This window comes from Castellaniella sp., from assembly GCF_034675905.1.
GTDB lineage: Bacteria > Pseudomonadota > Gammaproteobacteria > Burkholderiales > Burkholderiaceae_B > Castellaniella.
On the sequence record NZ_JAUCCV010000002.1, the window covers coordinates 76,169 to 100,807 of the forward strand.

Below are 24,639 nucleotides of genomic sequence, written 5' to 3' on the forward strand. Positions count from 1 at the left end.
ACAATTACGATATGGCAAAAAACCGCCTGAAGACCAAAGCGGTGGACAAACCCACCGCGCAGCAGACCTACACACAGAACCAACTTTCTGTGCTGATCGGTCGCCGCCATCCAGACTATGTGCGTCTCGCTGACCACTGGGATTTTCTGGAACAGACCTACAGCGGCGGTCGCGACTGGTTCAACTCGAACAATATCTTCCAGTATTACAAGGAAGGCAACAAAGAGTTCCAAGCACGCATCAAGCGCGCCTATCGCTTCAACCATACCCGTGAAGTCGTCGACCTAGTCGACAAGTATCTGTTCAAGATGCCTATCGAGCGCGCGACAGACGCCCCCGAGCATATTTTGCGGTTCTGGGAAAACGCAACGCTGGATGGCAAAAACATTCGCGACCTGATGAAACAAATATCCAACAAGACGTCACGTAAGGGACGTCATTGGATTGTCGTGGACACGAACAAGGGTGCGTCCATCACCACGATTGCTGACGAAAAGGCGTCGAACACGCGCGTCTACGCGTATGTCGTCGACCCCGAAAACGCAATCGACATGAGCTATGACGACAGCGGTGAACTGATCTGGATTCTGATCCATGAACAGGTGCGTGACGACGCTGACCCGATGAACTCCACGGGCGCGATGATTGACCGCTTTCGCTTGTGGGAGCGCAACCAGTCAACGGTCTTTACCGTTATGTCTGGGCAGCAAGCTGCTGCGGGGGTGCGTGCCGCAACGAACGCCATTGCTGCGGGCAAGATTGGCGACGTTGGAACGATTGACCCTGGCGCGGTCTCTGCAGGCGAGATTCGCGTGCATGTTGGCGATCCCATCGCGCACGGATTCGGTGCGGTCCCGGTGTTTGCTGCAGACCATGTGATTTCTGACGAACTCTACTGGTCGCCGTCCATGATCGACGACGTGGCATACCTTGACCGCGCAGTCGCCAACTACCTGTCGAACCTGGACGCCATCATCCAGGATCAGACGTTCAGCCAGCTTGTGATCCCCGCTGGCGGCATCCCCGACAGTGATGGCGTCGAAGAAGACGAGCCGCTAGAAAAGAAGATGATCGCGCTGGGAACCAGTCGCATCTTCACCTTCAATGCGGATGCGGGTGGAAAACCCGAATTCATCAGCCCCGACGTTAAGCAGGCAGAGCTGATTCTTGCCGCAGTCAACAAGATCGTCGCTGAGATTTATCACACCACCGGGTTGTCTGGCGAACGCACCAAGGACGACAACAGCCAGGGCATTGACAACAGCTCCGGCGTCGCCAAGGCGTATGACTTCGAGCGCGTGAACTCCATGCTTGCCGCCAAAGCGGACTCCCTGGAATTGGTCGAGGCCAAGCTGGTGAAGTTTGTCGCCCGCTGGTCTGGCGTCGACCTCGTCGAGGGTAAGCGCTATGTCTCTTATCCAGACAACTTCGATGTGCGCGGGCTGCGCGACGAATTCAATATCGCCAGCAACCTGAGCTTGATCGGCGCCCCCGACACCGTGCGTCGCCAGCAAATGATCACCCTGATCGACAAACTGTTCCCGCAGCTATCTGACAAGTTGCTCGCGGCAATGAAGACCGAACTGAAGGCATGGCCCCCCGAGCCAGTGGAGACACCCTCTGGAAGTTCACAGCCACAAAACGACTTCAAGAAAGCTGCAGCAAACAGCGCGGCAAACAAAGCAGTCAAGCAGTCCACTTAACTAACCACCCAAGAGAAAGGGAAAACGCATGAACCTTCTGCAACTTAAGCGCCATCTGAGACTGCATCGTCTCTGCGAAGGCACTGACGGCGGCGACGCCACCACGCACACAGGCGCCGATGACCCGGCGTCGAAAGCCGACCCTGACGACGGACAAAAGCCAGACGACGACCCAAGCGACAAGAAGCAGATCGACCCCGACGCAGGCAAGCACAAGCCCACCGACGAAGAAGCGAAGCTGCTGAAAGACGTCATGGCGAAGAAGCGTGAAAACGAACGTCTTACCACCGAGCTGGCTACGCTGAAAAAGGAATTCGACGGCATTGACGCCAACGCGGTGCGCAAGATTCTGCAGGAGCGCCAAGACGCTGAAACCCGCAAGCTCGAAGAAAAGGGCGAGTGGGAGCGCCTGAAGGGTCAAATGGTCGACGGATTCAACAAAGAGCGTGAAACGCTGTCTGCTGATCTGGCGAGCAAAAAGACGCAGAACGAAGCGCTGCAAAAACAGATCGCCGACCTGACTGTTGGCTCCGCGTTCTCACAGTCGAAGTTCGTCAGTGACGAAATCCCGATGCCGGTATCGAAAGCCCGCGTGGTGTTCGGTTCGCATTTTGAATTCGTTGACGGCAAGGTTGTGGGCTACGACAAGCCCGCTGGTGCAGCTGAGCGCACGATGCTGGTCGATAGTTCTGGGAACCCCCTGGACTTTGACGCCGCGCTGGAAGCCATCGTCGACGCTGACCCCGACCGCGATTCGCTGCGCTATTCCAAAATGAAGGATGGCGCTGGATCACGCACCGCTCCAAAAACGAAGAAGCCGGTCGCGCCCGCTAAAGAACTTTCCGCTATCGAGAAGGTTCAGCAGGGGCTTGATGCTTTTCTGAAGCAGTAAAACATTTCGGCGAATTTTGTTGGTTACCGCTTACTAACAAAATTCGCCGAATTATGTTATATTTCAAGCGTGCATCTTGCTCTAAGGGAATTGAGTGAGTTGATCGAAACCGATTAACGAGCAAATTCCAAGGAGCTAATATGCCATTGCTCAAAGTCGAAGCCGACAAGCTGTCTAACAACACGCTGCTGTCGGGTCTGATCGAAGAAGTTTTCTACAGCGACGACCTGTTTCGCATTCTGCCGTTCGTCAAGGTCAATTCCAAAGCCTACGTCTACAACCGCGAAGTCGAAGCCACCGAAGGCCAAGACCCGCAGTTCGTCGACCCCAACGACACCATCGTTGAAGGTGCTGCGAAGTTCAAAGAAGTCACGACTCGTCTGCGCATTCTGGCTGGCGACGTTGACGTCGACAAGTTCCTGGACGAAACCGAGTCCGACACGAACAACCAACTGGCGACCCAGGTGTCCCAGAAGGCGAAGCGTGTGGCCAAGATTTTCCGCGATGCGGTGATCAACGGCGACTCCGCAACCAACGCCAAGGAATTCGACGGCCTGACTCGTCTGACCGAAAATGCCGACGCCAATCTGGATCAAACGATCAGTGCTGGCGTCAACGGCGCTCCGATGACGCTGTCCATTCTGGACGAACTGCTGGATACCGTCCCGCAAGGCGCCAATGTGCTGATGATGCGTAAAGGCACGATGCGGGCTTTCCGCACTCTGATGCGTGCCGCTGGCGGCAACACCGCCGCTGACCTGATGGTCGAAGCATTCGGTCGCCCGATGCTGACTCACAATGGCGTCCCCATCATCGCCAACGACTTTCTGCCGAAGGACGAAGTCCAAGGCTCCGCCACTAACACCTGCTCCATCTACGCCCTGCGCGTGAATGAAGCTGATGGCCTCCACGGTCTGTATGGCGGCTCTGCCGCTGGCATGCGTGTGGAAAACATCGGCACCGTGCAGAACAAGGACGCCACCCGCATTCGTGTGAAGTGGTATGCCGGTATGGCGCTGAAGTCCACGCGCTCCATCGCCCGTCTGAAGGGCATCGTTAACGTCTAATTTGTAAGTTACCACTTACTAATGTGGCGTCGGGGTATGGTTTGCGCCATACCCCGCTTTCATTTCAAAGGCACGACATGAAACTGAAAATTATTGAGCGCGGCTACGAAAACTTCTCTGGCTTGCTGGGGATTACGTTTTTCACCGACGCCGTAAGTGATGACGACGTGAACCACAAGGAAGCTGTGTTGCTGGCGTCCCTGGTCAGAGTGGCTGACGCTGAAACTGGGCAGCCGGTTAGCGCATTTGATCAAGAACGCGCGGTCTGGAACACAGCGGTCTCGCAGCCCGCGCCGCTGCAACCCGCAAGAACGCAGCCAAAAGCTGCACCTGTCGCGAATACGCCTGTCGCGACCGTCAAGCAATACACCCGCGAAAACCTGGAAGAACTGGCTGACAAGGGCGGGATCAATGCGCTGCGCAAGGTCGGCAACGAGTTCAACGTCAAGAACGCCTCTATCGCTGGGTTGATTGACGAAATCCTGCAAGCTCAAGACGCCAAGGTGAACTAAGATGGACGCCTATCCAGCGGGTCAGGACATTTTCTTTGCGGTCGATTTCGCCCAATTGATGATCTATGACTCGGTGGATAGCGCGTCTTACCGGGTGCTGGACCAGTCTGGCGCAGAGCTGCTTGCCGAGACCCTGGTCGACCCAGCAGACCTAACCGCTGACGGCTTTTCTGTCACTACCACTGCAAGCATCAATGCCCTGCCCGCAGATGCCAAGCGCGCCTTGCGCATGGTTGAAATCAAGATGCGCAGCACGATTGGCAACATCGTGCGAACCATCGAATACGTCATCGAGGCAGAACACGTCCTGGTCGCGGGCGAGAACAGCTTCGTTGGGTATGGCGACGCAGTCATGATCGCGTATGACATTCCCGCCCTGGAAGGCTGGAACAACGTCGACCGCAGCGTGCGTATCAGCGCCCTGCTCTTTGCCAAGCGCATGATCGCCCGCGTTGTGTTTCGTGACCCCGTGGCGCGTCAACCGATCCCCGACCTGCAGGGCATCAGCCAGACCGACTGGAACGCCCTTCCTGGCGATTTCAAGCAGACCCTGGCCCGCGCCCAGGTGCTGGAAGCGAACGAAGTCTGTGGGGGCGATCCGGTGGTCGATTACCGACGTCGCGGCATCCAGTCGATCACAGTGGGCGAAGCGAAAAACTTTCTTCAGTCATGGAAGCCATCTGACGAGCGCACCATGCAGTCACTTGGCATTTCGCCTGCTGCTGCACGCGAGCTGAAGCCCTACCTTGCCTCCACCACTGTTCGTATTCGGAGGGGCTGATGGCTGGCATTCGCACCGCTGTCCCAATGCCTCACAAGCTGCTGGTCTCCAAAAACATCGGATTCGACTTATACGCGAACCCCATGTATGGAAAACCAGCGCACAGTCGCTGCGCAATTCTGAAGTTGGAAAAGACCAGCAAAGACACCACCGTCAGGGCTGACAGCTCTGCCACGCGCGGTCACGCCCAAGAGGTGCTTTCTGACGCATGGTTGCTGGTCCCGCACAACATGCAGGTGGGTCTGGGCGACAAGCTCGAACTGAAGGGTTTCACCCTGAAGGTCACGGGATTTCGCGCCCGCTTCGGTGCGTTTGGCGACCACGATCACAACGAAGTCATGGCGGACATCAATAATGGCTAAATCCCGCATCATTGGCGACCCCGCAGGGCTTGGCATTCGACTGAGCCAGCTGGGCGACCGCGTGGTCAAACACGTCGCTGATGTGCTGCGCGACGAATCTGAAAACATCCAGCAGCTCGCTCGTGATAATGCGCCGGTCGACAAGGGTAACCTGGAAGAAGCGATTAAGCTCGAAGAGGATCGGGGCGGTATCAACCGTCGCTTGCGCGTCACCGTCTACGTCGACCCCGACTTTCCCGCCCCCGAGGGTTCAGACATCGGGCGCACCGTAGGGCGCTACATGCTGATGATGCACGAGGGCTTAGCGCCCTATGGCTCAGGCGCGTTTAAGCTCGGGGATAAGTCGCAAGCCAAGGCCAATGCGGGCTTCAACGTGGGCGGGAAGTTCTTCGAGCGCGCATACCTCGAACGCAAGCCCCACATCCAAAAGCGGGTCGCGGCAATGGTCAAACGCGCGCGTAAAGCGGGAAAACTATGATGGATCGGGAAGAATCAATCGCTTGGGTGCTGACCACCCGCATCCCCGCCCTGAAGGGCAAGCTCTTCATCAACGACCTGCCCGCCTCAGCAACTGCAGGCGTGCTGATCAAAGAGGGCTACTCTGGCGCGCAGATCGACCCCGAAATCAAGGGTAGGCGCCAAGCACGCTTCCAGATCGCCATTCGAGATGTGCGCGCAAAAACCGCAGCGTCAAAAGCGCTTGCACACCAGATCATGGACGCGCTAGACATCCCAGGCGATGTGCCAATCACCAACGGCATCTTCATCAAAAGCTGTCGCCCTCTGACCGAGCCCATTTCATACCCAATCACTGACGGCGACAACATCGAAGTCACTTTGAATTTTTTGATCCACTACTTTGTTTGACCCGCTCAAGCACAGTCATCAGTGGTCGAAAGTCCCAGTCTTTTTTCTTACAGTCATGCGTAAACTTGACGGTTAGCGCCGGGCTTGTGTATGACCCATACGTTTCGTATACAAGGTGCGCGAGAAGAATAGCGTTATCGGCGGACAGAACAAAATTTTCTTGTTCGTCGTAAATGTTCTTCTGCAAACTAATCGCATACCCCCTTTCGTCGACCCCCTTCTCTAGATAGTCTTGAACTCCGTCCGCCGTTTCTAGCGATGCCAGTTCACAGGCCCTTTCTCGCGTCATTTCTGTCGCCGAAGCACTGGCGCCAACTGCCAATCCCAACACCACTCCTGCAATCCACTTCATCCGTTGTCTCCCCAGTTAGGCTTCATTAAAAATGATTTTTGATTGTAGGCGACGCAACGCTTGAAACGTAAGTCTTCTTTTTGATAGTATTTTTTGTAAGTTACCACTTACCAACATATTGCAAGGAGCCGACATGGCTGTGAATGCCAAAAACGTGAGATTGGGGGTTTGCGCCATCAGCTTTGGCGGAACCGATTTGGGCGCGACCAAAGGTGGCGTCGAACTGACCGTCGAGACCAGCACCCACGAAGTTCTGGTCGACCAGACAGGCGAAACCCCGATCAATGAATACATCATGGGTCGCAAGGTCAATGTGAAAGTGCCGCTGGCTGAAACGACGCTGGAAAACCTTGTGAAGATCATGCCGGGTGCCACTCTGGTTGGCGGCGCATTGCCCACCGACCCCAAGCGCGTCGACGTCGCCACCGGCGTCGGTATCAGTCTGCTGGATGGTGCGCAGGAATTGATTCTGCACCCCATTGGGTTGCCAGTGACCGACAAGTCACAGGACATTGTGCTGCACAAGGCTGCAACCCCGGGGCAGATCAACTTTGCCTACAAGGTTGACGAAGAGCGCATCTTCAACGTCGAGTTCAAGGCATACCCAGACCCCGAAAACGACGATCACTTGCTGGGGTTTGGCGACCCCGCAGCGGTTTAATTTTGCCCGCAAATGTTAGTTACCGATAACTAATATTTGCGGACCGACATCCCACGACAGAAGACCAACCGGGGCTCGCATCGTTGAGCCCCCGCTACACCCAAGGAATTCCATGAAAGTTCTGAACATTGACGCAATCGTATCGACCACGGAACGCACGATCAAGTTTCGCGGGGTCGTCCACCCCGTCGTCGAAATGAGCGTCGAAAACTTCGTCGTCACCACGACAGACGCAGAGCGCCTGGAGAAGGAAGGTGTCGGGATTCGCTCCCAGGTGATCGGGACTGCTGACGCGATTCTGCGCTCGGTGCCATCGCTGGACAAGGAAACCCTCTACGGCATGTCGCTGAACCAGTTGACCGTCATCTATCGCTTCATTAGCGGCGAAGACGAGTTTGAAGACTACGAAAACGTGGTCTCTGACGAGGAAGGTGGCGAAAAAAAGTAATGCCAAGCGCCCTGGACTTTGGTTTTTATTTTGATCGAGTCCTGCACTTCTACGGGGGACTGAGCTATCGCGAATTGCTGAGTCTCCCGATCAGAACCTTTTGGCGCTTGAGCAACAACATCAACCGAATTCGCGCAGAAACAGACATTCGGTCATTCCACATTGCCCTTGCTTCGCAAAGCAGGCAGGCACACGAGTTCAAAGACAGCCTGGTCATCGAAATGGGTGAGCCCACGACGGTTGACCCGATTGCGTCTGCCATCCCGGACAAAGACGCCATTGCCCAGCTGAAGCAGTTGATGGGTCAGGGGTAAGCGGCATGAAAGAGACGATTGGCATTGAGTTGTTGCTTGAAGACGGCGGGTTTAGCGCCAACATCAGGCGCGCTGACGACTCGCTGCAGAAGATCACCCGCTCTTTCTCCAACACCGTCACTGCTGCACAGCGGGCCGAGACAGGCATTGCTCGTGCCGCACGATCGTTTCGTCAGGTCAGTGTCACCATTGCAGCCCTGCGCTACACGGTCGGGGACATCGCGGATGTCTTCGTAAGACTCCCCAGCTCGATCATGAACGTCGCCAACAAGTTTGAGCGACTTCAGGTCATGTTGGAGGGGCTGAGCAAGAAATCCAGTGCCGCTGATCGCACTCGCGAAGCCGCAGACAACATCAAGTATCTCGTTGACATGGCGAAGAACGCGCCGTTCAACATTGAGTCGTTGTCTGATGCATTCGTGAAGCTGCGGGTCGGCGGCGTCGACCCCTTGAACGGTTCGCTGCAAGCCCTGGTTGATGCAAACGCCCGCTTCGGTGGTTCGTCAGACACGCTCAAGCGCGCCGCCGTGGCAATCCAACAGATGGGCGGCAAAGGCGTCATTTCGATGGAAGAGCTTCGCCAGCAGTTGGGCGAAGCCATCCCAGACGCTATCCACAACATGGCAGTCGGCGTCGGCGCATCCATCCCTAAGCTGACGAAAGCGATTTCGCAGGGTTCTGTTCGGTCGCAAGAAGCGCTTTCTCGCATGTTCACCGTCATGCGCTTTGAGAACGAAGGCGCTGCAGAACGCATGATGAAAACCTGGGGCGGCATGACGTCCCGGATGAAGACAAACTGGGATTTGCTCGTCAACGATTTGGCCAAGTCCAAGTTTGGCGACGAAGTCAAAAAGCAGGTCGGAGACATCACTGATTTTCTCGGCAGCAATGAAGGGAAACGCTTCGCTAAGGACTTGGGCGAAGCAATGGCATCCCTGACCACGATCTTGTCTACGACCGCGAAGCTGCTGGTCGACAACATTGGTTTGGTCAAAGCGCTGGGCGCTGCGTTCGCGGCAACCAAAACCATGACCTTCCTGGGGTCCGGGCTGAAATCGCTTCGTTCTGGCGCGATGCTGGCAGGAACCATCGTTGGGGGCGCGCGGTCTGCGGTTCTGGGTGATGTAGAAAATTCCCGTCAGCGCCAGAAGCGCATTGCTGACATCCAAAACAAGTCAATTCGCGACTACGTTGCATTCAAGACGTCGGAAGAGCGCCAGCGCAGAGCGTTTGCGCTAAAGGCTGCACGCGATAGACAGATCGAGACGGCAAAAGAGCTTTCTGACAACAAGACCAAGCTGAACGCCCTGCTGGCTCAATATACCGAGAACAACCGACAGATTGCTGTAGCCAAAGCAGCGCTGAACGCGTCAGCGTCCACGACCGCAATCATCCCATTGGCGAGTCGAGCAGAAATGCGTCGCCAAGCGCGCCAAGCGACAGAATCGCAGTTCAGAATGAACCCGGTGTCTGCAGCGGTCTCAGGCGTGTTTGCTGGCGCGGGCATGAGCGCGGCACAAATCGCTGGGACAGAGAAGGCAAGCGCAGCCCTGGGTCGCCAAATCGACGCAACTAAGCGTCTGAACGTCGCCCTCATGGACAACCAGGGCAAAGCCCTTCTAAACGTCCGAACACAAGAAAAACTGGCTAAGGCTTCTGGTTGGGCAACAACGAAGTTTGCAGCCCAAGCGACCGCAATGAAAGCGGGCGGCGCGGTTCTGTCCCTCATGGGTGGTTGGGTCGGCGTTATCAGCGCAGCCCTGATCGCGGGCGTGTGGGCGTGGGATAAGTGGGGTAACGCAGCCAAGAAGGCACGCGAAGAAGCTCTTCAGACGCTGGAATCTGGACTGGCGACATCGCAGACGGTGGCGCAGTTCGTTGCTGAAGCGACGGAAGCGCAAAAAGAGCTTGACGAAGCGTTGGCGCTTGTTGCGAAAAATAAGGCGGAAAAACCCAGACAGTTAGGCGGTGGGTATAGTCTGTCGCAGGATGACATAGATAAGTCCGTGTCTGGGGCGGAGAAACGCGTCGTCGAAGCGCAAAAAAAATTAAAGCAAGCCCGCGACAACATCGCGAAGGGACGAAAGCAGGCGGTCGACAACGACGCCACGAATGTTCTCGCAGAACAGAGTCGCAGCATTTCCCAAAACCTGTCTGACGTCTCTGAAAAATACCGCGTCAAGATCATCAAGAACGCCGCAGACCAAGAAGAAAAGATTAAGCAGATCAAGCTGAAGGGCGCGAAGGACGCCAGCGCCCAGATCGAAAAAATCTCAGCCGAACGCACAAAATTCGACCGGCAGCAAATTCTCGCGGCTGACCAAGAGCATCTTGGCTACCTGCAGGCACAAAGCGTAGAAATTGACGAACAACTGCGACTGGCAAGACAGAAGAATGCGAGCCAGGAAGACCTCAATAAGCTGATCGCCCAAAGCAGAAGTCTGCACGAGAAAGTCGTTGATCAGCAAGGCAAGGTCGACGGCTCCACGATGCTGCAGTCAGACATGGACCTGACTGGCGGAAAGCCCAAGAAGAAGGCATCCAAGACAGACGCTCAGCGACTGGAAGACAAGATTCAGGGGATTCTGGATCGTGCGCGCAATCTGCGCGAACAGTTCGACGAGTCGGGCGACAACCTTTTTGGTGCCCTGCTTGATCCCGCCAAGGCAAATCTGGCAGGCACAAACCTTGCCAGCATCACGCAACAAGTTCTTCGCCTTAACCAGGCGATGGAGAACAAAGGCGGGGGCGAAGGTGGGCTTGCTCGTCTGGCGAACGAAGTCAAGGGGCTGAAGTCAGACGCTGCGCTGCGCGACCTGACCGACATGGCGCTGAAGATGCGCGATTCGACCCGCGAAATCAGGATCGGGCTGATTGGCAACTCCCGCGCGCAAGCCCAGGCTGAATACAACTACGAAATGGAAGTCGTGAGCGCGAAGTATGCCGCGCTCATGGACGAGGTGCGTGGTCGGGATGACGCGTCAGAGAAGATCAAGCAAATCGAAGCTGACAAGGCGCAATACATTCTGGCGCGCACTGCCCAGCTGCAAAAAGACATGCGCGCCCCGATCCAGCAGATGGCTGATGACTGGCGCGACAACTTCGTTGAGACCACCAGCAACACGATGGTCAGTTGGGCAAACCAGAGCATTGACGCAATTGCAGAAGTGACCGAGACAGGGACGTTCGCTTGGCGCGAAATGACCGTGTCGTGGCTGAAAGACCTAAACCGCATGGTGCTGCAGAAGACGCTTGCCACGCCATTTGAAGGCATGTTTTCGAGCATGGGCGACGGCATCAAATCTCTGCTGTCTTCGATAGGCATCGGCGGTTCTGGTGCGGCAGCTGGCGCAGGCGCGGTGACCGAGGGTTTGGTATCGACCGCGAACGCGTCAAATCTGGCGTCTCAAGCAATGGAAACCCTGGCCCAGAGTGGCGCAGACGAAGCGACCAAAGCATTCGCCAAGAACGCCATCCAGACCGCACTGAATACCGCGACCCAGGGTTCTGCGTCGTCCACTACCGTGACATCCATGCTCACCGTAGCTGGCGCAGCCCAACTGGCAGCCCAAGCACTCTTGCAACTCGCTGCGTCCCAAGGTGGGTCAGAGACTGGCGGGATCATCGCGTCAGCCCTCAAGATGGCAGGCGGTGCGCTACTGGGTGGTGGCGGTGCAGCGTCAGGCTCTGACGTTAGCGGCGACTACCTGAATGGCACGATTGACGTGCCGACCGACTACATGGCGACCAGCGACTTTGCCAATGGCGGAATCATGACCCGGTTCGGTGCAGTCCCGCTGCGCAAGTATGCCAACGGCGGGATTGCCAACGCCCCGCAACTGGCCCTCTACGGCGAAGGCAAAAAGCCAGAAGCCTACGTTCCCCTGCCCGATGGGCGAACCATCCCCGTCACGATGGACGGCGCTGGTGGCGACGTCACCCCCGTCAACATCACGATCAACGTCACCCAGAACAGCAACGGGTCTGAATCCAAGACCACGACCGGCGACGTCGAAAGCATGTGGAGAGGCGCTGCAGACAAGATGCGCGCCATCGCCCTCGACGAAATCGTTAAACAGAAGCGCGCCGGTGGCGTGCTGGGGCGATAAGCATGGCTACTCAAGTCTTCCCCGGTCGCCCGAACCTTGGCGCGCCCCAAAAGAAGAAGCCGCGTATCAACAGCGTTCGCTTTGGCGACGGGTATGAGCTGCGTAGCCAAGACGGCATCAACGCCAGCCCTGCTACCTGGGCAGTCACGTTCACTGGAAATTGGGCCGAGCATCAGCCCCGCATTGCAGTGCTGGAAGCGTGCGGTGGTGTGCAGTATTTCCGCTGGACTGACCCGCGCGGCAGAACCGCGAACTTTATCTGTCGCGAATGGGAAGACCGACAGGTTGAGTTCGGGGTCTACGAAATCACCGCTGAGTTTGAAGAGGTGTTTGACCTATGAGTTCGGTCATCCCAAGAGAAGTCGCGATTGAAATCCAGTCGCTATCCCCTAGCGCGATCATCCAGCTTTTTGTGCTTGATTCGACTGCGCTGGGCGGCGACATCCTGTATTTCCACGCCGGCACAAACTTCGTGCAGGCGCCGCTGGTGTGGCAGGGCCAAACATACGCGCACTTGCCCATTGATGTCGACGGGTTCGACATTGCCACCCAAGGCAGCGCCCCGCGCCCCAAGATTCGCATCGCCAACGCTGACGGCATGTTCTCCAAAGACGTGCGCGACATGGACGACCTAGTCGGCGCCAAAGTCATTCGTAAGCGCACCTTCGCCCGATTCCTTGACGCTGTGAACTTCCCAGACGGCGTCAACCCAACCGCGAATCCAGCGCACTGCTTTGAAGACGATATGTTCTTCGTCAATCGCAAGATCAGTGAAAACCAGCTGGTGATCGAGTGGGAATTGGCCTCTGCGTTCGACGTTGAGGGTGTTCAGCTGCCATTTCGCCAAATTATCCAGAACTCGTGTCCGTGGATTTATCGAGGCGCTGAGTGCGGCTACACCGGCACCACATACTTCAACGCTGAAGATCAACGCGTCTACAACGCGTCAGAAGACGTCTGTGGCAAGCGTCTCACGTCTTGCAGCAGACGCTTCGGTCAAAACTCTGTGCTGCCCTTTGGTGGCTTCCCTGGGGCTACGCGCTATGAATGACCAATCAACGCTTCGCGACTTGGCAGCCGCACTGCGAACGCATGGCGTCTGTGCCTACCCCAACGAAGCGTGCGGGCTGGTGCTGGGTCTGCCCACAGGGAAAACCGAAATCGTCCAGTGCGAGAACACCCACGACACGCCAAGCCAGTTCTTTCGCATCAGCAGAATCGAATACACCAAGCAGGCAGATCGCGGAAAGATTGTCGGCATCTGGCATACCCATCCCAATGGGCGACACGACTTCAGCGAAGCTGACAAAGTGGGCTGTGAGGTCTCTGGCGTGCCTTGGTATGTCATGAGCTTGCTGAAACGCAGCGACGACGACACGTTCGACTATGGCCCCATCAAGCATATGGAGCCATCGGGTTTCAAGATGCCCTACACGGGTCGCCCCTACGTTCCTGGCGTGTTCGATTGTTGGACGCTGGTGATCGACTGGTTCGCCCGCGAACACGGGATCAAGATTCGCAACTACCCCTACACCCTGGCGGATGGCAGTCCGGGGGCGACCCTGTTTGCTGCGCACTATCGAGACGAGGGATTCGTTCGGGTCATCAACGAAACGCCCCGACCGGGCGATGTGTTTTTCATTCAAGACCCATCGTCACTTGTCCCGAACCACGCAGCGATCTTCGTTGGCGACGACCGCATTCTGCACCACACGCTGAACCGACTGAGCAAACACGACGTCTATGGCGGCTACTACCTGAAGCACACCGTCATTCACGCGCGTCACAAGGAGCTGATGTGAAGACAAGGGGTGGAATCGTTGACGCATACGGGAACCCATCGCCGACCCCCACAAAGGTCATTCTGGAAGGCGCGATGGGGGAAAAGTTCGGTCGCGAATGGAATCTGTGCATTCACAGTCCCGCGCACGCGCTGAAGCTGATCAACGCGAACAAGCCAGGGGTAGACGCTTGGGTGCGTGAAAACGCCGATGTCTATTCGCACTATCACATCGTCATCGAACACGAAACCGGTGCCATGGAAGAAATCAGCGAAGAGACGCTGTCCATGAACGCAAATATCAAGTCGATTCGGTTCGTGCCTTTGATTGAAGGTGCCGGGAACGTTGGGCGCATCTTGGTGGGCGCAGCGCTCGTGGTTGCTGCCGTCGTGTTGCAGCAATACGAGCTGTTGCCGACTTTGGCCAGCGTCATGCTCGGCATGGGCGTCAGCATGGTTGTCGGTGGGGTGATCGGCATGTTGACCAACACCCCAACAACGAAAGCCCTTGGCGAACAGGGCGAGTCGCGAGTCTCGTATTTCTACGACGGCCCAATGAACACCGTGGGCCAAGGCGACCCGCTTGCGTTGATTTATGGACGCGTGCTTGCGGGGTCAAACACGATCCACGCGTCCCAGTCTGTAGAACAGTTGATGTAGGCGCACATGAGCGAACAGTTGATCCCCAACGACGTCGTAGGCTCCGGTGGCGGATGCTTCCCCGCTGGCGCGCAGGTTCTGATTGAGAACGGGAAGACCGTCGCCATCGAATCGCTCAGGGTGGGCGACACGGTTCTGTCGTTTGACGAGCGCGGTGACGTCCATCGCGCCAAGGTCACGAAGACTCATTACCACGCAGACCCGCAGCCAGTCATCCATGTGCGCCACTGGAACGGCCACATTTCCCTAACGCCCAATCACTGGGTTTTAAACCAATACGGTGCGTTTGTGGAGGTCGGGACGCTGGGTGTTGAAGACGCCCTTGTTGACCAGCTCGGACACCTACGCCCCATCATCGAGAAGAACTTCGAGGGCAGACACCCCGTCTACAACCTGACCGTTGAACCACACCACACATTCATCTGTGACGGCGTGCGTGTCCACAATGGCGGGCATCGTCAACGACACCCATTGATTGTTGAGGACATTCAGGGCGCAGGTGGCGGTGGCGGTGGCGGAAAAGGTGGCGGTGGCGGCAGAACCCCAATACTCTCTGCCGACAACGCTGCGTCCAAGCAGATGGTCTCGATTTTGGACGCCCTGGGCGAAGGTGCCATCGGCGGCCTGGTTGATGGCGCGAAGAGCATCTTCTTCGCAGACGTCCCGCTGCAGAACCAAGACGGAACCTACAACTACCAGGGCGTGCAGTGGGAACAACGTCTTGGAACCCAAGACCAGGAAATCATCCCTGGGTTCGCCAGCGTAGAGACCCCGCGTCGAATCGGGGTGCGAGTCAAGCAAAACCAGCCCGCCACGATAACAGTCACGAACCCGAACGCTGACCGGGTTCGCGTGATTGTGCTGTTCCCGTCGCTGCGCGCCCAAGACGCCACAAATGGCGACGTCTACGGGACCACCGTAAATTTCCACTTCGACATTGCTGAAGGCAATGGCCCGTATGAAACCGTGACGTATGGTGTCGCGAGTCGTAAGAGCAGTTCGCGCTGGCAGCAAGAGTATGTGCTGACGCTGCCAAAGCCGTTCTTTGACAATGACGGACCAGAATCCCAAAACCTGTCGTGGCGCATCAGAATGGTGCGCGACACTTCAGACTCGAACTCTGACACCCTCAACAACGAGACCTACCTGGACTCTATCGTTGAAATTGTCGACACCAAGCTGCGCTACCCCAACACAGCGTTGATCGGTCTGAAGGTCGACTCTTCATACTTCGCGCCCAACACCACGCGTGGGTATCTTGTCGACGGGCTATTCATCAAGATTCCATCGAACTATGACCCCGTCAAGCGTGCCTACGACGGGATTTGGGATGGCACATACAAACTCGCTGTCAGCTCGAATCCTGCGTGGATTCTGTTCGACGTTCTGACAAACAAGCGCTACGGTCTGGGCCAATACATTGCGCCCGCGATGGTCGACACGACAGAGCTATACCAGATCGGGCGATATTGCGACGAGCTTGTTCCTGACGGGCGTGGAGGCATGGAGCCACGCTTTGAAATCAACACCCAGATTCGCTCCCGCGTTGACGCGATGCGCTTGGTGTCAGACATTTCGTCTGCTATGCGCGGGATGATTTACTGGGCTGGCAGTATGGCACGGTTCACCCAGGACCGCCCGCGCGAACCGTCTATGCGCTTCACGCCGGCCAACGTGGTCGGGGGGCAGTTCACACGCTCTGGCTCGTCCCGCGCTGATCGCCACAGCGTTGTTTGCGTCACATGGAATGACCCAGCGCAAAGCTACAAGCAAGTCATTGAATACGTTGAAGACCGGGAGCTGATTGAAAAGTTCGGGATTCGACAACTGGGGGTCGTCGCGTTTGGATGCACCAGTCGTGGACAGGCATACCGCGTCGGCAAGTGGATTCTTTACACCGAGCGCTACGAACCGAATCTGACATCGTTTAAGGTTGGTCTGGATTCAGCGAATGTGCTTCCTGGCGATGTCGCCGAAATCCACGAACCTGTGCTGGCAGGCAGGTCCATGGGTGGTCGACTGCGCGACTGCACCCTGAACGTCGCTGACCTGGATCGGGAAATAGAAATTACGTCGTTCGGCAGCGCAAAAATTGCCATTCGCATGCCAGATGGTGAGTTCGCAACGCGCTTCATTGACAACAAGCCGGGAAAGACGACGCGCATCACCTGGGCGTCTGACCTGCCAGACGTGCCGCTGCGTGGGGCGATCTACGTTGTCAGCGAAGAAACCCTGCAGGCTCAACTTGTAAAGATTGTGGGGATCAAGCAGGGTGAATCAGCGTCTGAGTTCGAGATCGCAGTTCTTGATCACAACGAATCAAAGTTCGACGCCATCGAAAAAGGGCTAACGCTTTCAGACCCAATTGTGTCCACGCTGGACACTAGACGCGTCAATACGCCATCTGACTTTCGGGTGGAGGAACTAACCATCGAGACCGCCCCAGGCGTGGTTGGCATGTCGCTCGACTTATCGTGGTTTTCTGCGAGCGCGCAGAGCTACGAAATTCGCTGGCGTCGCATGGGCGAATATGCAACCAACTGGAAGACAGAATTCTCAGGCTACCCAGGCATTCGCTTGGACAACGTGCGGGCGGGTCAGCATGAGTTCCACATCGTCGCAATCAACGGCTTTGGCGTCCGCTCCAAGCCCTTGCTGACGAACTACACCACACAGGGCAAGACCGCAGCGCCCGGTGACGTCCCGAACTTTAAAGTCAAGAAACGCACGAACGACTTGGTGATCACCTGGGATGAAGTAACCGACATTCGCGTGTCCGGCTACGAAGTGCGGGTTGGCCCAGACTGGGAAGGCGCACAGATCGTCACCGAGAATTTCCAAGGCACGATGATCACCCACGATCAGAGCGAAGCTGGGACGTATCACTACCACATCAGATCGGTCAACGCGCAGGGAACCTACTCAGACAACGTCAGCACCTTTGAGCTGGTGTTGAAGGCACCCCAGACGGTCAAGAACCTGAACATCATCCAGAGCGGGACGCGCCTGGAAATCCACTGGGACTCGAACCCTGAAACCGACGTCGTCTATTACGAGGTTCGGGAAGGCGATGCGTGGCCGACCGGGACGCTGCTGTCGCAAGTGAAAGCGACGACGCTTACTAGCCCCGCTGGGTCTATTGGTTTGCGCAAGTTCTGGGTGAAGGCGGTTTCAAGCCCGGGCATTTATTCTGACGAAGCAGCATTCATCACAAATCAGGTCGCGATGCTGCCCGACCGCAACATTGTGTTCACCGCTGACGAAGCGGCAATGGGCTGGCTGGGTCACATGGTCGGCATGCACCGCGTTGGCAACGACATCATGATGGATAACGGCGTTTCGCGCGGGGAGTATTTTTTCGACGTTGACCTGCTGTCCCGATACCGCTGCGCGAACTCGCTCTACCCACAGCTTTCGTCGATTGTCCAAGACTCTGACAGCATGACCTGGGACACGTCCCTGTTCACCTGGGATGACAACGAAGCGCTGCGTCACTGGGCTCCCAGCGGCGACATTGACTCCGTCATCGGGCGCTACCAGATCGCGACAGAAACGGGGCTGCGCCAGGGCGACATTGAGGGCTGGCGTCTGAACGGCAACCTAGTCGCGGTATCGGGTCAGAACGGCGCCACTGAACAGGGCGCGGCGCTAACTTTCGGGACGGGGCGCTATGGCGATGGGCTGGTTCTTAAGTCGGGCCAGGGCGCGGTGACATGGGATGGCATCCAATTCCCCGCTACGTTCAGCTATTCGTTCTGGATGACTCCCCAGACTGTCTCGAAAGGCGAATTTGAACGCCCCGTCATTGAAATTTCAGGGACAGACGGGAAATTCCTGCAGGTGATCTACAACGACGCGTCTGAGTCGCTGGTGATGACGAGCGACGTCGGTGAGCGTCTGGATGTCCGCGCGCCCTGGAAACAGGGTGGTCCAATTCTGGTCACGATTTCGCAGTCCGGCACAGAACGAAAGTTCTTTGCGGCGCAGCTTGGAGCCGAAAGCATCTACGAAGCATCGGGCGCATACGCCCCGCGCGGGAGCTTCGACACAGTGGCGCTGAACTGGATCGGCTGAGCTTGATTGTTAGTTACCACTTACGATAAAATGAAAACATAAATCTATGTAATTGGCGAATTTGCGCCTTGAAGTGTAAGTTACCACTTACCATCATTAACCGGAGAACGCCTTGCGCGGCACTGAAAAACTCAAACTGCATGGTTCGATGACGGCAACTTTGATCAAGCCAAGCGGCGAAGTGATGGTTACGCACAAAAACAACATGGTTGTCGACGTGGGCTTTGACTTCATTGCTGACGCCATGTGCAAGTCGCCTTCGCGCCCTGACATCATGGGGTATATCGGCGTCGGCAAAGGCACCACCGCTGTAAGCGGCACCCAAGCCGCGTTGGTTGATGAAATCGGGGTCAGACAGTCTGCGGTCTACGCGCACACTGCAGGCACCAAGTCGTTCACCCTCAGCACGTTTCTGGACGCTGGCACAGCGACCGGCCCCATCACGGAAGCTGCGGTATTCAACGCGGCTGTTGCAGGCGCCATGCTCGACCGCGTTGTGTTCGACGTGATCAACAAGGGCGCAGCTGACACGCTGACTGTCGCCTTCACGTTCAACATGCAATAACGGGCAGGCAGACTCGTGGGGTCGTCCACTACAGTCGCTCGTCAAACAGGGGTCAATTACACCTGGGAGACTGCTGATGTGACGTGGAGCGACCCAGCATATTCTGACCTGCAAATTGGGGAGTTCGGTGCTGGCGAGTGGTCACTCGCCCACGTCGCTGACATCATCGTCGACAGCGTCGGGACAGCAAAGAGACACCTATTCGCCGAAATTGCAGAACTGTTCTCTGTCAGCGCTGCATCGCGCAAGCAGGTCACCTCGAATCACCCCGGGTCGTTAACGGTTGCTGACAGCATGACGCGCTCATGGGCGTCCATCTTTGGCATCGAGGAGTCGATTCAATTCGACGACACTGCGGCACGTCACATCGAAAAAAATCGTCAGGAATACTTGGCTGTCCGCTCCTTGAACAACAAGAAGGTTGCAAAGAACAGTGCGGACAGCATTTCCATCGCAACAGAGCTTTCCCGTCGCGCAAAATTTACTGCGCACATTGCAGAAATTATTGCGGTCGCAGACAGCAGCCAAAAGCATTCATTCAGGGAGTTCATTGACTCGTTCAGTGTTTGGGGCGCCATCGTTCGATCTGACGGTTTGGCGATCAGCGACATGTTGCTCTCAGCAAAGAGCGTGGGGCTGGAAGAGTTCAAACAGATGCTGGCGTTCGGGAACATCCCCGGATACTCAGACTGGCGCGACTTCATCGCTGGCGACTATGACTACAAAAAGGCAGTGTTCCGCGCGTCGCTGACGTCGAACAACAGTGACCGTGGCTTGCTAACTAACATACAGGCGGTCGTGGACGTGCCTGACATTGACGACAGAGGTAGTGCCACCGTCCAGCTGGCATCCATCGGTGTGCGAGTAAATTTTTCTCGCGAATATCACGTCATCCCAGAGGTTTACCTGACAACCAAGGGCGGGATGGGCGAAGAAATCATCATCCCATTCGTCCAAGACGTGGACTTGCTTGGGTTCACTGCGTTCATGAAAAGACAGACCGGCGAACTCGTTGAGGGTGTTTTCTCGTGGTCGGCAAAAGGTATTTAAATGCAAAAATTCTCCGTCGTCGAGCCAACAACAAAAGTCTCTGATTCGCTGACCGCGTTGATGGACAACGACAAGACTGCGCTCTCGAATAATTCGGGGTCAGCGTTTCCGACCACGAATCTTGTTGTCGGTATGCAGTGCTGGCGCGATGACGAAGGGGTTATGTATGTGCTTAAAAGTGTATCGCCGGTAATTTGGGAGCCGACAACGTCGGCACCAAAGGCAGACGAAGGTGGGACACCCACGGGGTTGGCCATCAAAGCGAACAGCTACGGTGACGTAGAGTTTTCTTGGAGCGCGACCGGCGATATTAGCGGTCGGGTTTTTCGTGTCGATGTTTTGACGACTGGCCCACAACCAAGTGTGATTCGCACAATCCGGGTTACCGGGCAATCATTCGTTGACTATCCAGTAGAGTTGTCGGTGGTCGATTTTGGCTTTCCTCCAGGCTACCTGAAGTTTCGCGTAAGAGAAGAATCCCCGACCGCGTATTGGGCGGGCGCATACGCAATCACAGACGGCAATACGGTTGTCTCTGATTCTGAGTTGGTAAAACTCTGCGTGGTGTTTGCGGGACAAAGCAACGTAGGCGCTCACTTCAACACGTTAAGCGGTGCCACGAAGGCGACACAGTCCGCAACGACGTTTAGGGCAATGCTTGCCAAACAGCGTGGCTTACGAGCCATTGAAGTGCTGCCAATCAATCTCTCGGTCGGCGCCTCTACCGCAGACAAGGCGGCGCAAATCGACATGGCCACCTACCCAGACTACTGGTATGACCTTGAAAGTGATGTCGCGGGGCCATCACTGAATGCTTGGTTGAGCGGCGTGTTGACACTTGGAATACCCGTCGACGTTATCGTTTGGGGACAGGGCGAGAGCGACATCAACGGCATAGCATTTCCTGGCTCTGCAAACCCAGTGCCGTCAATCGGGCGCACTCGCGCGGCATGGCTCAAGATATTCGCAAAGATGCGCTCGGTCACAAAGGCGAACATAAGAATCGTTATTCAGGGACTGCACCACGGCTTCTATGGCGATCCCCCGCAAGCGATAGGCAAGCAGGTTGGGGACGCGTTATTTGAGGTGCAGCGAGAGATTGCAAGCGACCAAAACACGACGCTTATCAAGCCCCCCGCGACACTTGCGGCGGATTGGCTGGCTGAAGGACTTAATTATTCGCACTACAAACCGGATGCCTACCACCGCGCTGCGCGAAGCCTTGTGTCGAACATCGTCCGAGACCTTGACACTGCCGGGGTTGCAACCGGCGTTACCGCAATAGATACAGAAAGAGTATCTGATTTCACCGCTGAGACAGGAGGCACTTACTGGCTTCGCAGCAGCATCGTAGTGATACTACCTGCAGTGGCAGGGCTTGAAATCGGCGCGTCAGTGACCCTCTCGAAATCGCTTTCCGCAACGCCGACGATTCAGGTCGGGGTCGGAGCGGCGACCATCAGAACCGCCAAGGGTAGCGACACATCGGTCATCTTCGACGTTGACGCGGAACTGACGTTCGTGTTCAACGGCACCGACTGGGAGGTGTGACATGCCAATCAGTCTGAAGAGCGTTGTGGGCGGTGGCACCGCCGTCGAGTTGGGTGAAGTTGTCTGGATGCAAGATCAGCCGCAACCCCTGATCGAAGTCGACGGAATGTCATTCTTGAAATCTGGCAACGTGCTGACCGATGAAGAAGCGAATTATCCCGAGGCGTTCGAGAAATTTGGGGAGGCGAAAGCTAACCCAATGGTGTGGACTCTCGCGCCCACACCATTGGGCGCATTCCAGTCCGTAGCTTATGGAAGCAACGTCTTTGTTGCGGTCGGGGCACAAAAGATTCTTCGCAGCACAGATGACGGGCTCACTTGGGTTCAAACAACCGTTCCTTTTAGTAATGGCTGGAAGTCGATCACGCGTGGTCCTAACACATTTGCGACAGTTGGGGGCACGAAAGTAAATTACTCAAATGACGATGGACTAACGTGGAATCAAGTTGTCCTACCCACAACGGTCGACTGCAGATCAATCGCCTATGGCGACGGGGTGTTTGTCGTTGTCGGGGAAATCGCCACTAACGAAGCTAGTTATTCTACTGATGGCTGCAAAACATGGAACATGGCGACGCTTAAATCTGTCTCCAGTTGGCAGTCCGTGGCTTATGGGGGTGGAGTATTTGTCGCGGTTGCATGGAGTCTTCTGAAAGCGAATTACTCTGTAGATGGCGGCAAGACATGGAATGAAGCCACACTTCCTGCTGTCTCTAGTTGGTATTCGATTGCATATGGCAACGGAGTGTTTGTTGCTGTCGCCCAAAATTCAGACCAAGCGGCGTATTCAACCGATGGCGGCAAAACGTGGGCCGCATCAACGATGCCTTCGAGTGCCAAGTGGGTGTCTGTTGTATACGGCAACGGAGTATTTGTTGTGGTCGCGCAAAGTTCTGATCAAGTAGCTTACTCCATTGACGATGGAAAAACCTGGGCCACAGCGACCTTACCCATTAATTCATATTGGTTTTCCGCCGCCTACGGTAACAATGTTTTTGTCGCCGCAACCTCCTACGGCGATCAATTCGTTCGCACCCTCCCCGCCGCACTCCTTGGCCTGCCAACCGAAACCCATGATGGTCTGTCAGTTCAATACATGAGAGTGAAATAATGCCCACCAGCCTGAAAAAACTACTGGGCGGTTCTGCAGCCCGTCCAATCGGTTCACATGTTTGGTTCCCTGACGTTGACAATAGCGCGGTGAACCCGCTTTATGACACAGGTAGTGCGGTGTATTTGCGGTCAGGCAACGTGTTGACCGATGAAGAGACGACATACCCAGAAGCGTTTGAGAAGTTTGGGTCACTGGAAAGCAATATTGAGGTATGGGTGCCTTTAGTTATTTACCTTAGCGTCATCGGGTTCGGCAACGAGAGATTTGTCGGGCTAAGTCCCAGCGTGGCAGTTTACTCAGACGACAGCGGTGAGACCTGGGGTGTGTCGAACACGCCAGTTAATGGCGTTTGGCAGTCAATAGCGTTTGGCAACGACGCCTTCGTCGTCACGCCATACAATTCTGATATCTCCTTTTACTCCCTTGATAACGGTGAAACGTGGACTGCATCCACACTGCCATTTAAGGGAAATTGGCGTGGGATCGCTTTCGGAAATGGTGTTTTCGTTACGTTGGCAGAATCAACCGACAAGACGGCGTATTCCGTCGATAACGGCAAAACGTGGACCCAAGCAAATTTGCCAAGTAGCAGTAACTGGAGTGGAATCGCTTTCGGAAATGGCGTTTTTGTTGCCGTCTCATATACCAGTTACCAAGCTGCCTATTCATACGACAACGGGCAAACATGGACGCTTTCAAGCCCTCTTGCCGCAGCACCATCCAGCGTTGCATTTGGGGGAGGGATTTTTCTAGCGCTTAAGCAAGGCAGACCATTTTATTTTTACTCTGTCGACAACGGACAAACGTGGACGCAAGAATACTTTCCGTCAGGCACCAACAATCAATGGTATAAGGCCGTTTATGCTGACGGGAAGTTTGTTGTTGTTTTAATAAACGACGAAAGGGTGCTTTATTCCGCAGACGCCTTAACCTGGGGAACAGCGGTTACGCCGTCCATTTATGGCTATAAAGATATCGTCTACGGAAACAATACCTTCATTGCAGCGCAGGGGAATACCTCATTCAGAACCCTCCCATCATCGCTACTGGGCCTGCCAGCGGAAGAAATCAAAGACAGCGCCGTCAAATACATGAGAATCAAATGACAATCATCAAAGTCCTACAACCAACACGGCGCGCCCCATATTGGGAATTCGCGCCAGCAAATTATTTTTGGCTCGAAGTCGGCGCGTTCTACGACCGTTTCGGCCCCGCCAAGGTGCCTGTGCTGGCGAATCCAGACGCAACCGTCCAGGCGCTGGTGCGAGATTCACAGGTTCGCAAATACATCGACCTGAAGCGCCCCGACATTGCTCAGTTCGTTGCATACCTAGCGACCAAGGTTCCCGAGTTGACGCCTGAAATCAAAGCGACGGTGCTGGCGATGCAAACAATCAACGAAGAGCGAGTTGTCAAAGACCTTCCACAGCCAATCCCTGCGCCGCCAGAAGTGCTGGCAATGCTGGAAGAAATGCCGTGACGCGACGCAGCTATTTCTTGCAGACAGCTATAGCGGCAGACCAACTTGCCAACGCCCTGCTTGCCGGTTATGCCGACGAGACGCTGTCGTCAAGAGCATGGCGCTGTCGAAACGATAAGCGACGCTGGGCAATCGCGCGGGCAGTCATCGACGTCATATTTTTCTGGCAAGAAGACCACTGCATGAACGCATATCTAAGCGAGCTGTTCAGAAAGCAGCTACCAGCGGACTATCAAGAAACGGCGACATCGCGTAATTTTTCAACTAGAATGTAAGTTACCACTCACGAACAAAGAG

Annotated in this window: 25 protein-coding genes; 24 read left to right on the forward strand and 1 reads right to left on the reverse strand. The window is 55.8% G+C overall.

Annotated elements, in window-relative coordinates:
- The first annotated feature begins 11 nt into the window (after positions 1 to 11).
- The 8 genes from VDP79_RS01475 (at position 12) to VDP79_RS01510 (ending at position 6,184) form a co-directional block, all read left to right on the forward strand.
- Positions 12 to 1,703, forward strand: a complete 1,692-nt coding sequence (locus VDP79_RS01475) for a hypothetical protein (RefSeq protein ID WP_323016469.1) — start codon at positions 12 to 14, stop codon at positions 1,701 to 1,703.
- Positions 1,704 to 1,731: 28 nt separating this feature from the next.
- Positions 1,732 to 2,595, forward strand: a complete 864-nt coding sequence (locus VDP79_RS01480; protein WP_323016470.1) for a DUF6651 domain-containing protein — start codon at positions 1,732 to 1,734, stop codon at positions 2,593 to 2,595.
- 140 nt (positions 2,596 to 2,735) lie between these two features.
- On the forward strand, positions 2,736 to 3,662 hold the full coding sequence (locus VDP79_RS01485) for a major capsid protein (protein ID WP_323016471.1): 927 nt from the start codon (positions 2,736 to 2,738) through the stop codon (positions 3,660 to 3,662).
- Positions 3,663 to 3,739: 77 nt separating this feature from the next.
- Entirely contained in the window at positions 3,740 to 4,174 is a 435-nt protein-coding gene (locus tag VDP79_RS01490; protein WP_323016472.1) for a hypothetical protein, read from the forward strand.
- 1 nt (position 4,175) lies between these two features.
- Positions 4,176 to 4,955: a hypothetical protein gene (locus VDP79_RS01495; protein ID WP_323016473.1), complete on the forward strand. Its 780-nt coding sequence runs from the start codon at positions 4,176 to 4,178 to the stop codon at positions 4,953 to 4,955.
- On the forward strand, positions 4,955 to 5,317 hold the full coding sequence (locus VDP79_RS01500) for a hypothetical protein (protein ID WP_323016474.1): 363 nt from the start codon (positions 4,955 to 4,957) through the stop codon (positions 5,315 to 5,317). Before VDP79_RS01495 ends, VDP79_RS01500 begins: the two co-directional genes overlap by 1 nt.
- Complete coding sequence (locus VDP79_RS01505) at positions 5,310 to 5,795, forward strand: HK97 gp10 family phage protein (RefSeq protein WP_323016475.1); 486 nt, start codon at positions 5,310 to 5,312, stop codon at positions 5,793 to 5,795. Before VDP79_RS01500 ends, VDP79_RS01505 begins: the two co-directional genes overlap by 8 nt.
- On the forward strand, positions 5,792 to 6,184 hold the full coding sequence (locus VDP79_RS01510; protein WP_323016476.1) for a phage tail terminator protein: 393 nt from the start codon (positions 5,792 to 5,794) through the stop codon (positions 6,182 to 6,184). Before VDP79_RS01505 ends, VDP79_RS01510 begins: the two co-directional genes overlap by 4 nt.
- On the opposite strand, the gene VDP79_RS01515 is transcribed toward VDP79_RS01510, so the two are convergent.
- The gene (locus tag VDP79_RS01515) at positions 6,150 to 6,536 is read right to left on the reverse strand and encodes a hypothetical protein (protein WP_323016477.1); all 387 of its coding nucleotides are present in this window, start codon (positions 6,534 to 6,536) and stop codon (positions 6,150 to 6,152) included. The two genes, VDP79_RS01510 and VDP79_RS01515, sit on opposite strands and share 35 nt — an antisense overlap.
- A 133-nt stretch (positions 6,537 to 6,669) precedes the next feature.
- Between VDP79_RS01515 and VDP79_RS01520 the strand changes: the two genes are divergently transcribed.
- The 16 genes from VDP79_RS01520 to VDP79_RS01595 all read left to right on the forward strand — a co-directional run bounded on the left by VDP79_RS01520 (position 6,670) and on the right by VDP79_RS01595 (position 24,617).
- A complete protein-coding gene (locus tag VDP79_RS01520) occupies positions 6,670 to 7,197 on the forward strand; it encodes a hypothetical protein (RefSeq protein ID WP_323016478.1) in 528 nt (175 codons plus the stop codon).
- 112 nt (positions 7,198 to 7,309) lie between these two features.
- Positions 7,310 to 7,645 carry a hypothetical protein gene (locus VDP79_RS01525; protein WP_323016479.1) on the forward strand — a complete coding sequence of 112 codons (336 nt, stop codon included), beginning with the start codon at positions 7,310 to 7,312 and terminating at the stop codon, positions 7,643 to 7,645.
- Entirely contained in the window at positions 7,645 to 7,959 is a 315-nt protein-coding gene (locus tag VDP79_RS01530; protein WP_323016480.1) for a hypothetical protein, read from the forward strand. The genes VDP79_RS01525 and VDP79_RS01530 overlap by 1 nt, the downstream gene beginning before the upstream one ends.
- Before the next feature lie 5 nt (positions 7,960 to 7,964).
- Positions 7,965 to 12,068, forward strand: a complete 4,104-nt coding sequence (locus VDP79_RS01535; protein ID WP_323016481.1) for a tape measure protein — start codon at positions 7,965 to 7,967, stop codon at positions 12,066 to 12,068.
- 2 nt (positions 12,069 to 12,070) lie between these two features.
- The gene (locus VDP79_RS01540) at positions 12,071 to 12,409 is read left to right on the forward strand and encodes a phage tail protein (RefSeq protein ID WP_323016482.1); all 339 of its coding nucleotides are present in this window, start codon (positions 12,071 to 12,073) and stop codon (positions 12,407 to 12,409) included.
- On the forward strand, positions 12,406 to 13,119 hold the full coding sequence (locus tag VDP79_RS01545; protein WP_323016483.1) for a phage minor tail protein L: 714 nt from the start codon (positions 12,406 to 12,408) through the stop codon (positions 13,117 to 13,119). The genes VDP79_RS01540 and VDP79_RS01545 overlap by 4 nt, the downstream gene beginning before the upstream one ends.
- The gene (locus VDP79_RS01550) at positions 13,112 to 13,870 is read left to right on the forward strand and encodes a Mov34/MPN/PAD-1 family protein (RefSeq protein ID WP_323016484.1); all 759 of its coding nucleotides are present in this window, start codon (positions 13,112 to 13,114) and stop codon (positions 13,868 to 13,870) included. The genes VDP79_RS01545 and VDP79_RS01550 overlap by 8 nt, the downstream gene beginning before the upstream one ends.
- 74 nt (positions 13,871 to 13,944) lie before the next feature.
- Positions 13,945 to 14,508 carry a hypothetical protein gene (locus tag VDP79_RS01555; protein ID WP_323016485.1) on the forward strand — a complete coding sequence of 188 codons (564 nt, stop codon included), beginning with the start codon at positions 13,945 to 13,947 and terminating at the stop codon, positions 14,506 to 14,508.
- Positions 14,509 to 14,514: 6 nt separating this feature from the next.
- Positions 14,515 to 18,582 carry a phage tail protein gene (locus VDP79_RS01560; RefSeq protein WP_323016486.1) on the forward strand — a complete coding sequence of 1,356 codons (4,068 nt, stop codon included), beginning with the start codon at positions 14,515 to 14,517 and terminating at the stop codon, positions 18,580 to 18,582.
- A 112-nt stretch (positions 18,583 to 18,694) separates the two neighbouring features.
- Positions 18,695 to 19,147 (forward strand): hypothetical protein, encoded by a 453-nt coding sequence (locus VDP79_RS01565; protein WP_323016487.1) that lies wholly within the window; start codon positions 18,695 to 18,697, stop codon positions 19,145 to 19,147.
- Between the two features lie 78 nt (positions 19,148 to 19,225).
- The gene (locus VDP79_RS01570) at positions 19,226 to 20,197 is read left to right on the forward strand and encodes a hypothetical protein (RefSeq protein ID WP_323016488.1); all 972 of its coding nucleotides are present in this window, start codon (positions 19,226 to 19,228) and stop codon (positions 20,195 to 20,197) included.
- On the forward strand, positions 20,198 to 21,748 hold the full coding sequence (locus tag VDP79_RS01575) for a hypothetical protein (RefSeq protein WP_323016489.1): 1,551 nt from the start codon (positions 20,198 to 20,200) through the stop codon (positions 21,746 to 21,748).
- A 1-nt stretch (position 21,749) separates the two neighbouring features.
- Entirely contained in the window at positions 21,750 to 22,859 is a 1,110-nt protein-coding gene (locus VDP79_RS01580; protein ID WP_323016490.1) for a sialidase family protein, read from the forward strand.
- On the forward strand, positions 22,859 to 23,968 hold the full coding sequence (locus VDP79_RS01585; RefSeq protein ID WP_323016491.1) for a sialidase family protein: 1,110 nt from the start codon (positions 22,859 to 22,861) through the stop codon (positions 23,966 to 23,968). Before VDP79_RS01580 ends, VDP79_RS01585 begins: the two co-directional genes overlap by 1 nt.
- Positions 23,965 to 24,342, forward strand: coding sequence for a hypothetical protein (locus VDP79_RS01590; protein WP_323016492.1), 378 nt, complete (start codon positions 23,965 to 23,967; stop codon positions 24,340 to 24,342). The genes VDP79_RS01585 and VDP79_RS01590 overlap by 4 nt, the downstream gene beginning before the upstream one ends.
- On the forward strand, positions 24,339 to 24,617 hold the full coding sequence (locus VDP79_RS01595; protein WP_323016493.1) for a hypothetical protein: 279 nt from the start codon (positions 24,339 to 24,341) through the stop codon (positions 24,615 to 24,617). Before VDP79_RS01590 ends, VDP79_RS01595 begins: the two co-directional genes overlap by 4 nt.
- Positions 24,618 to 24,639 lie beyond the last annotated feature (22 nt).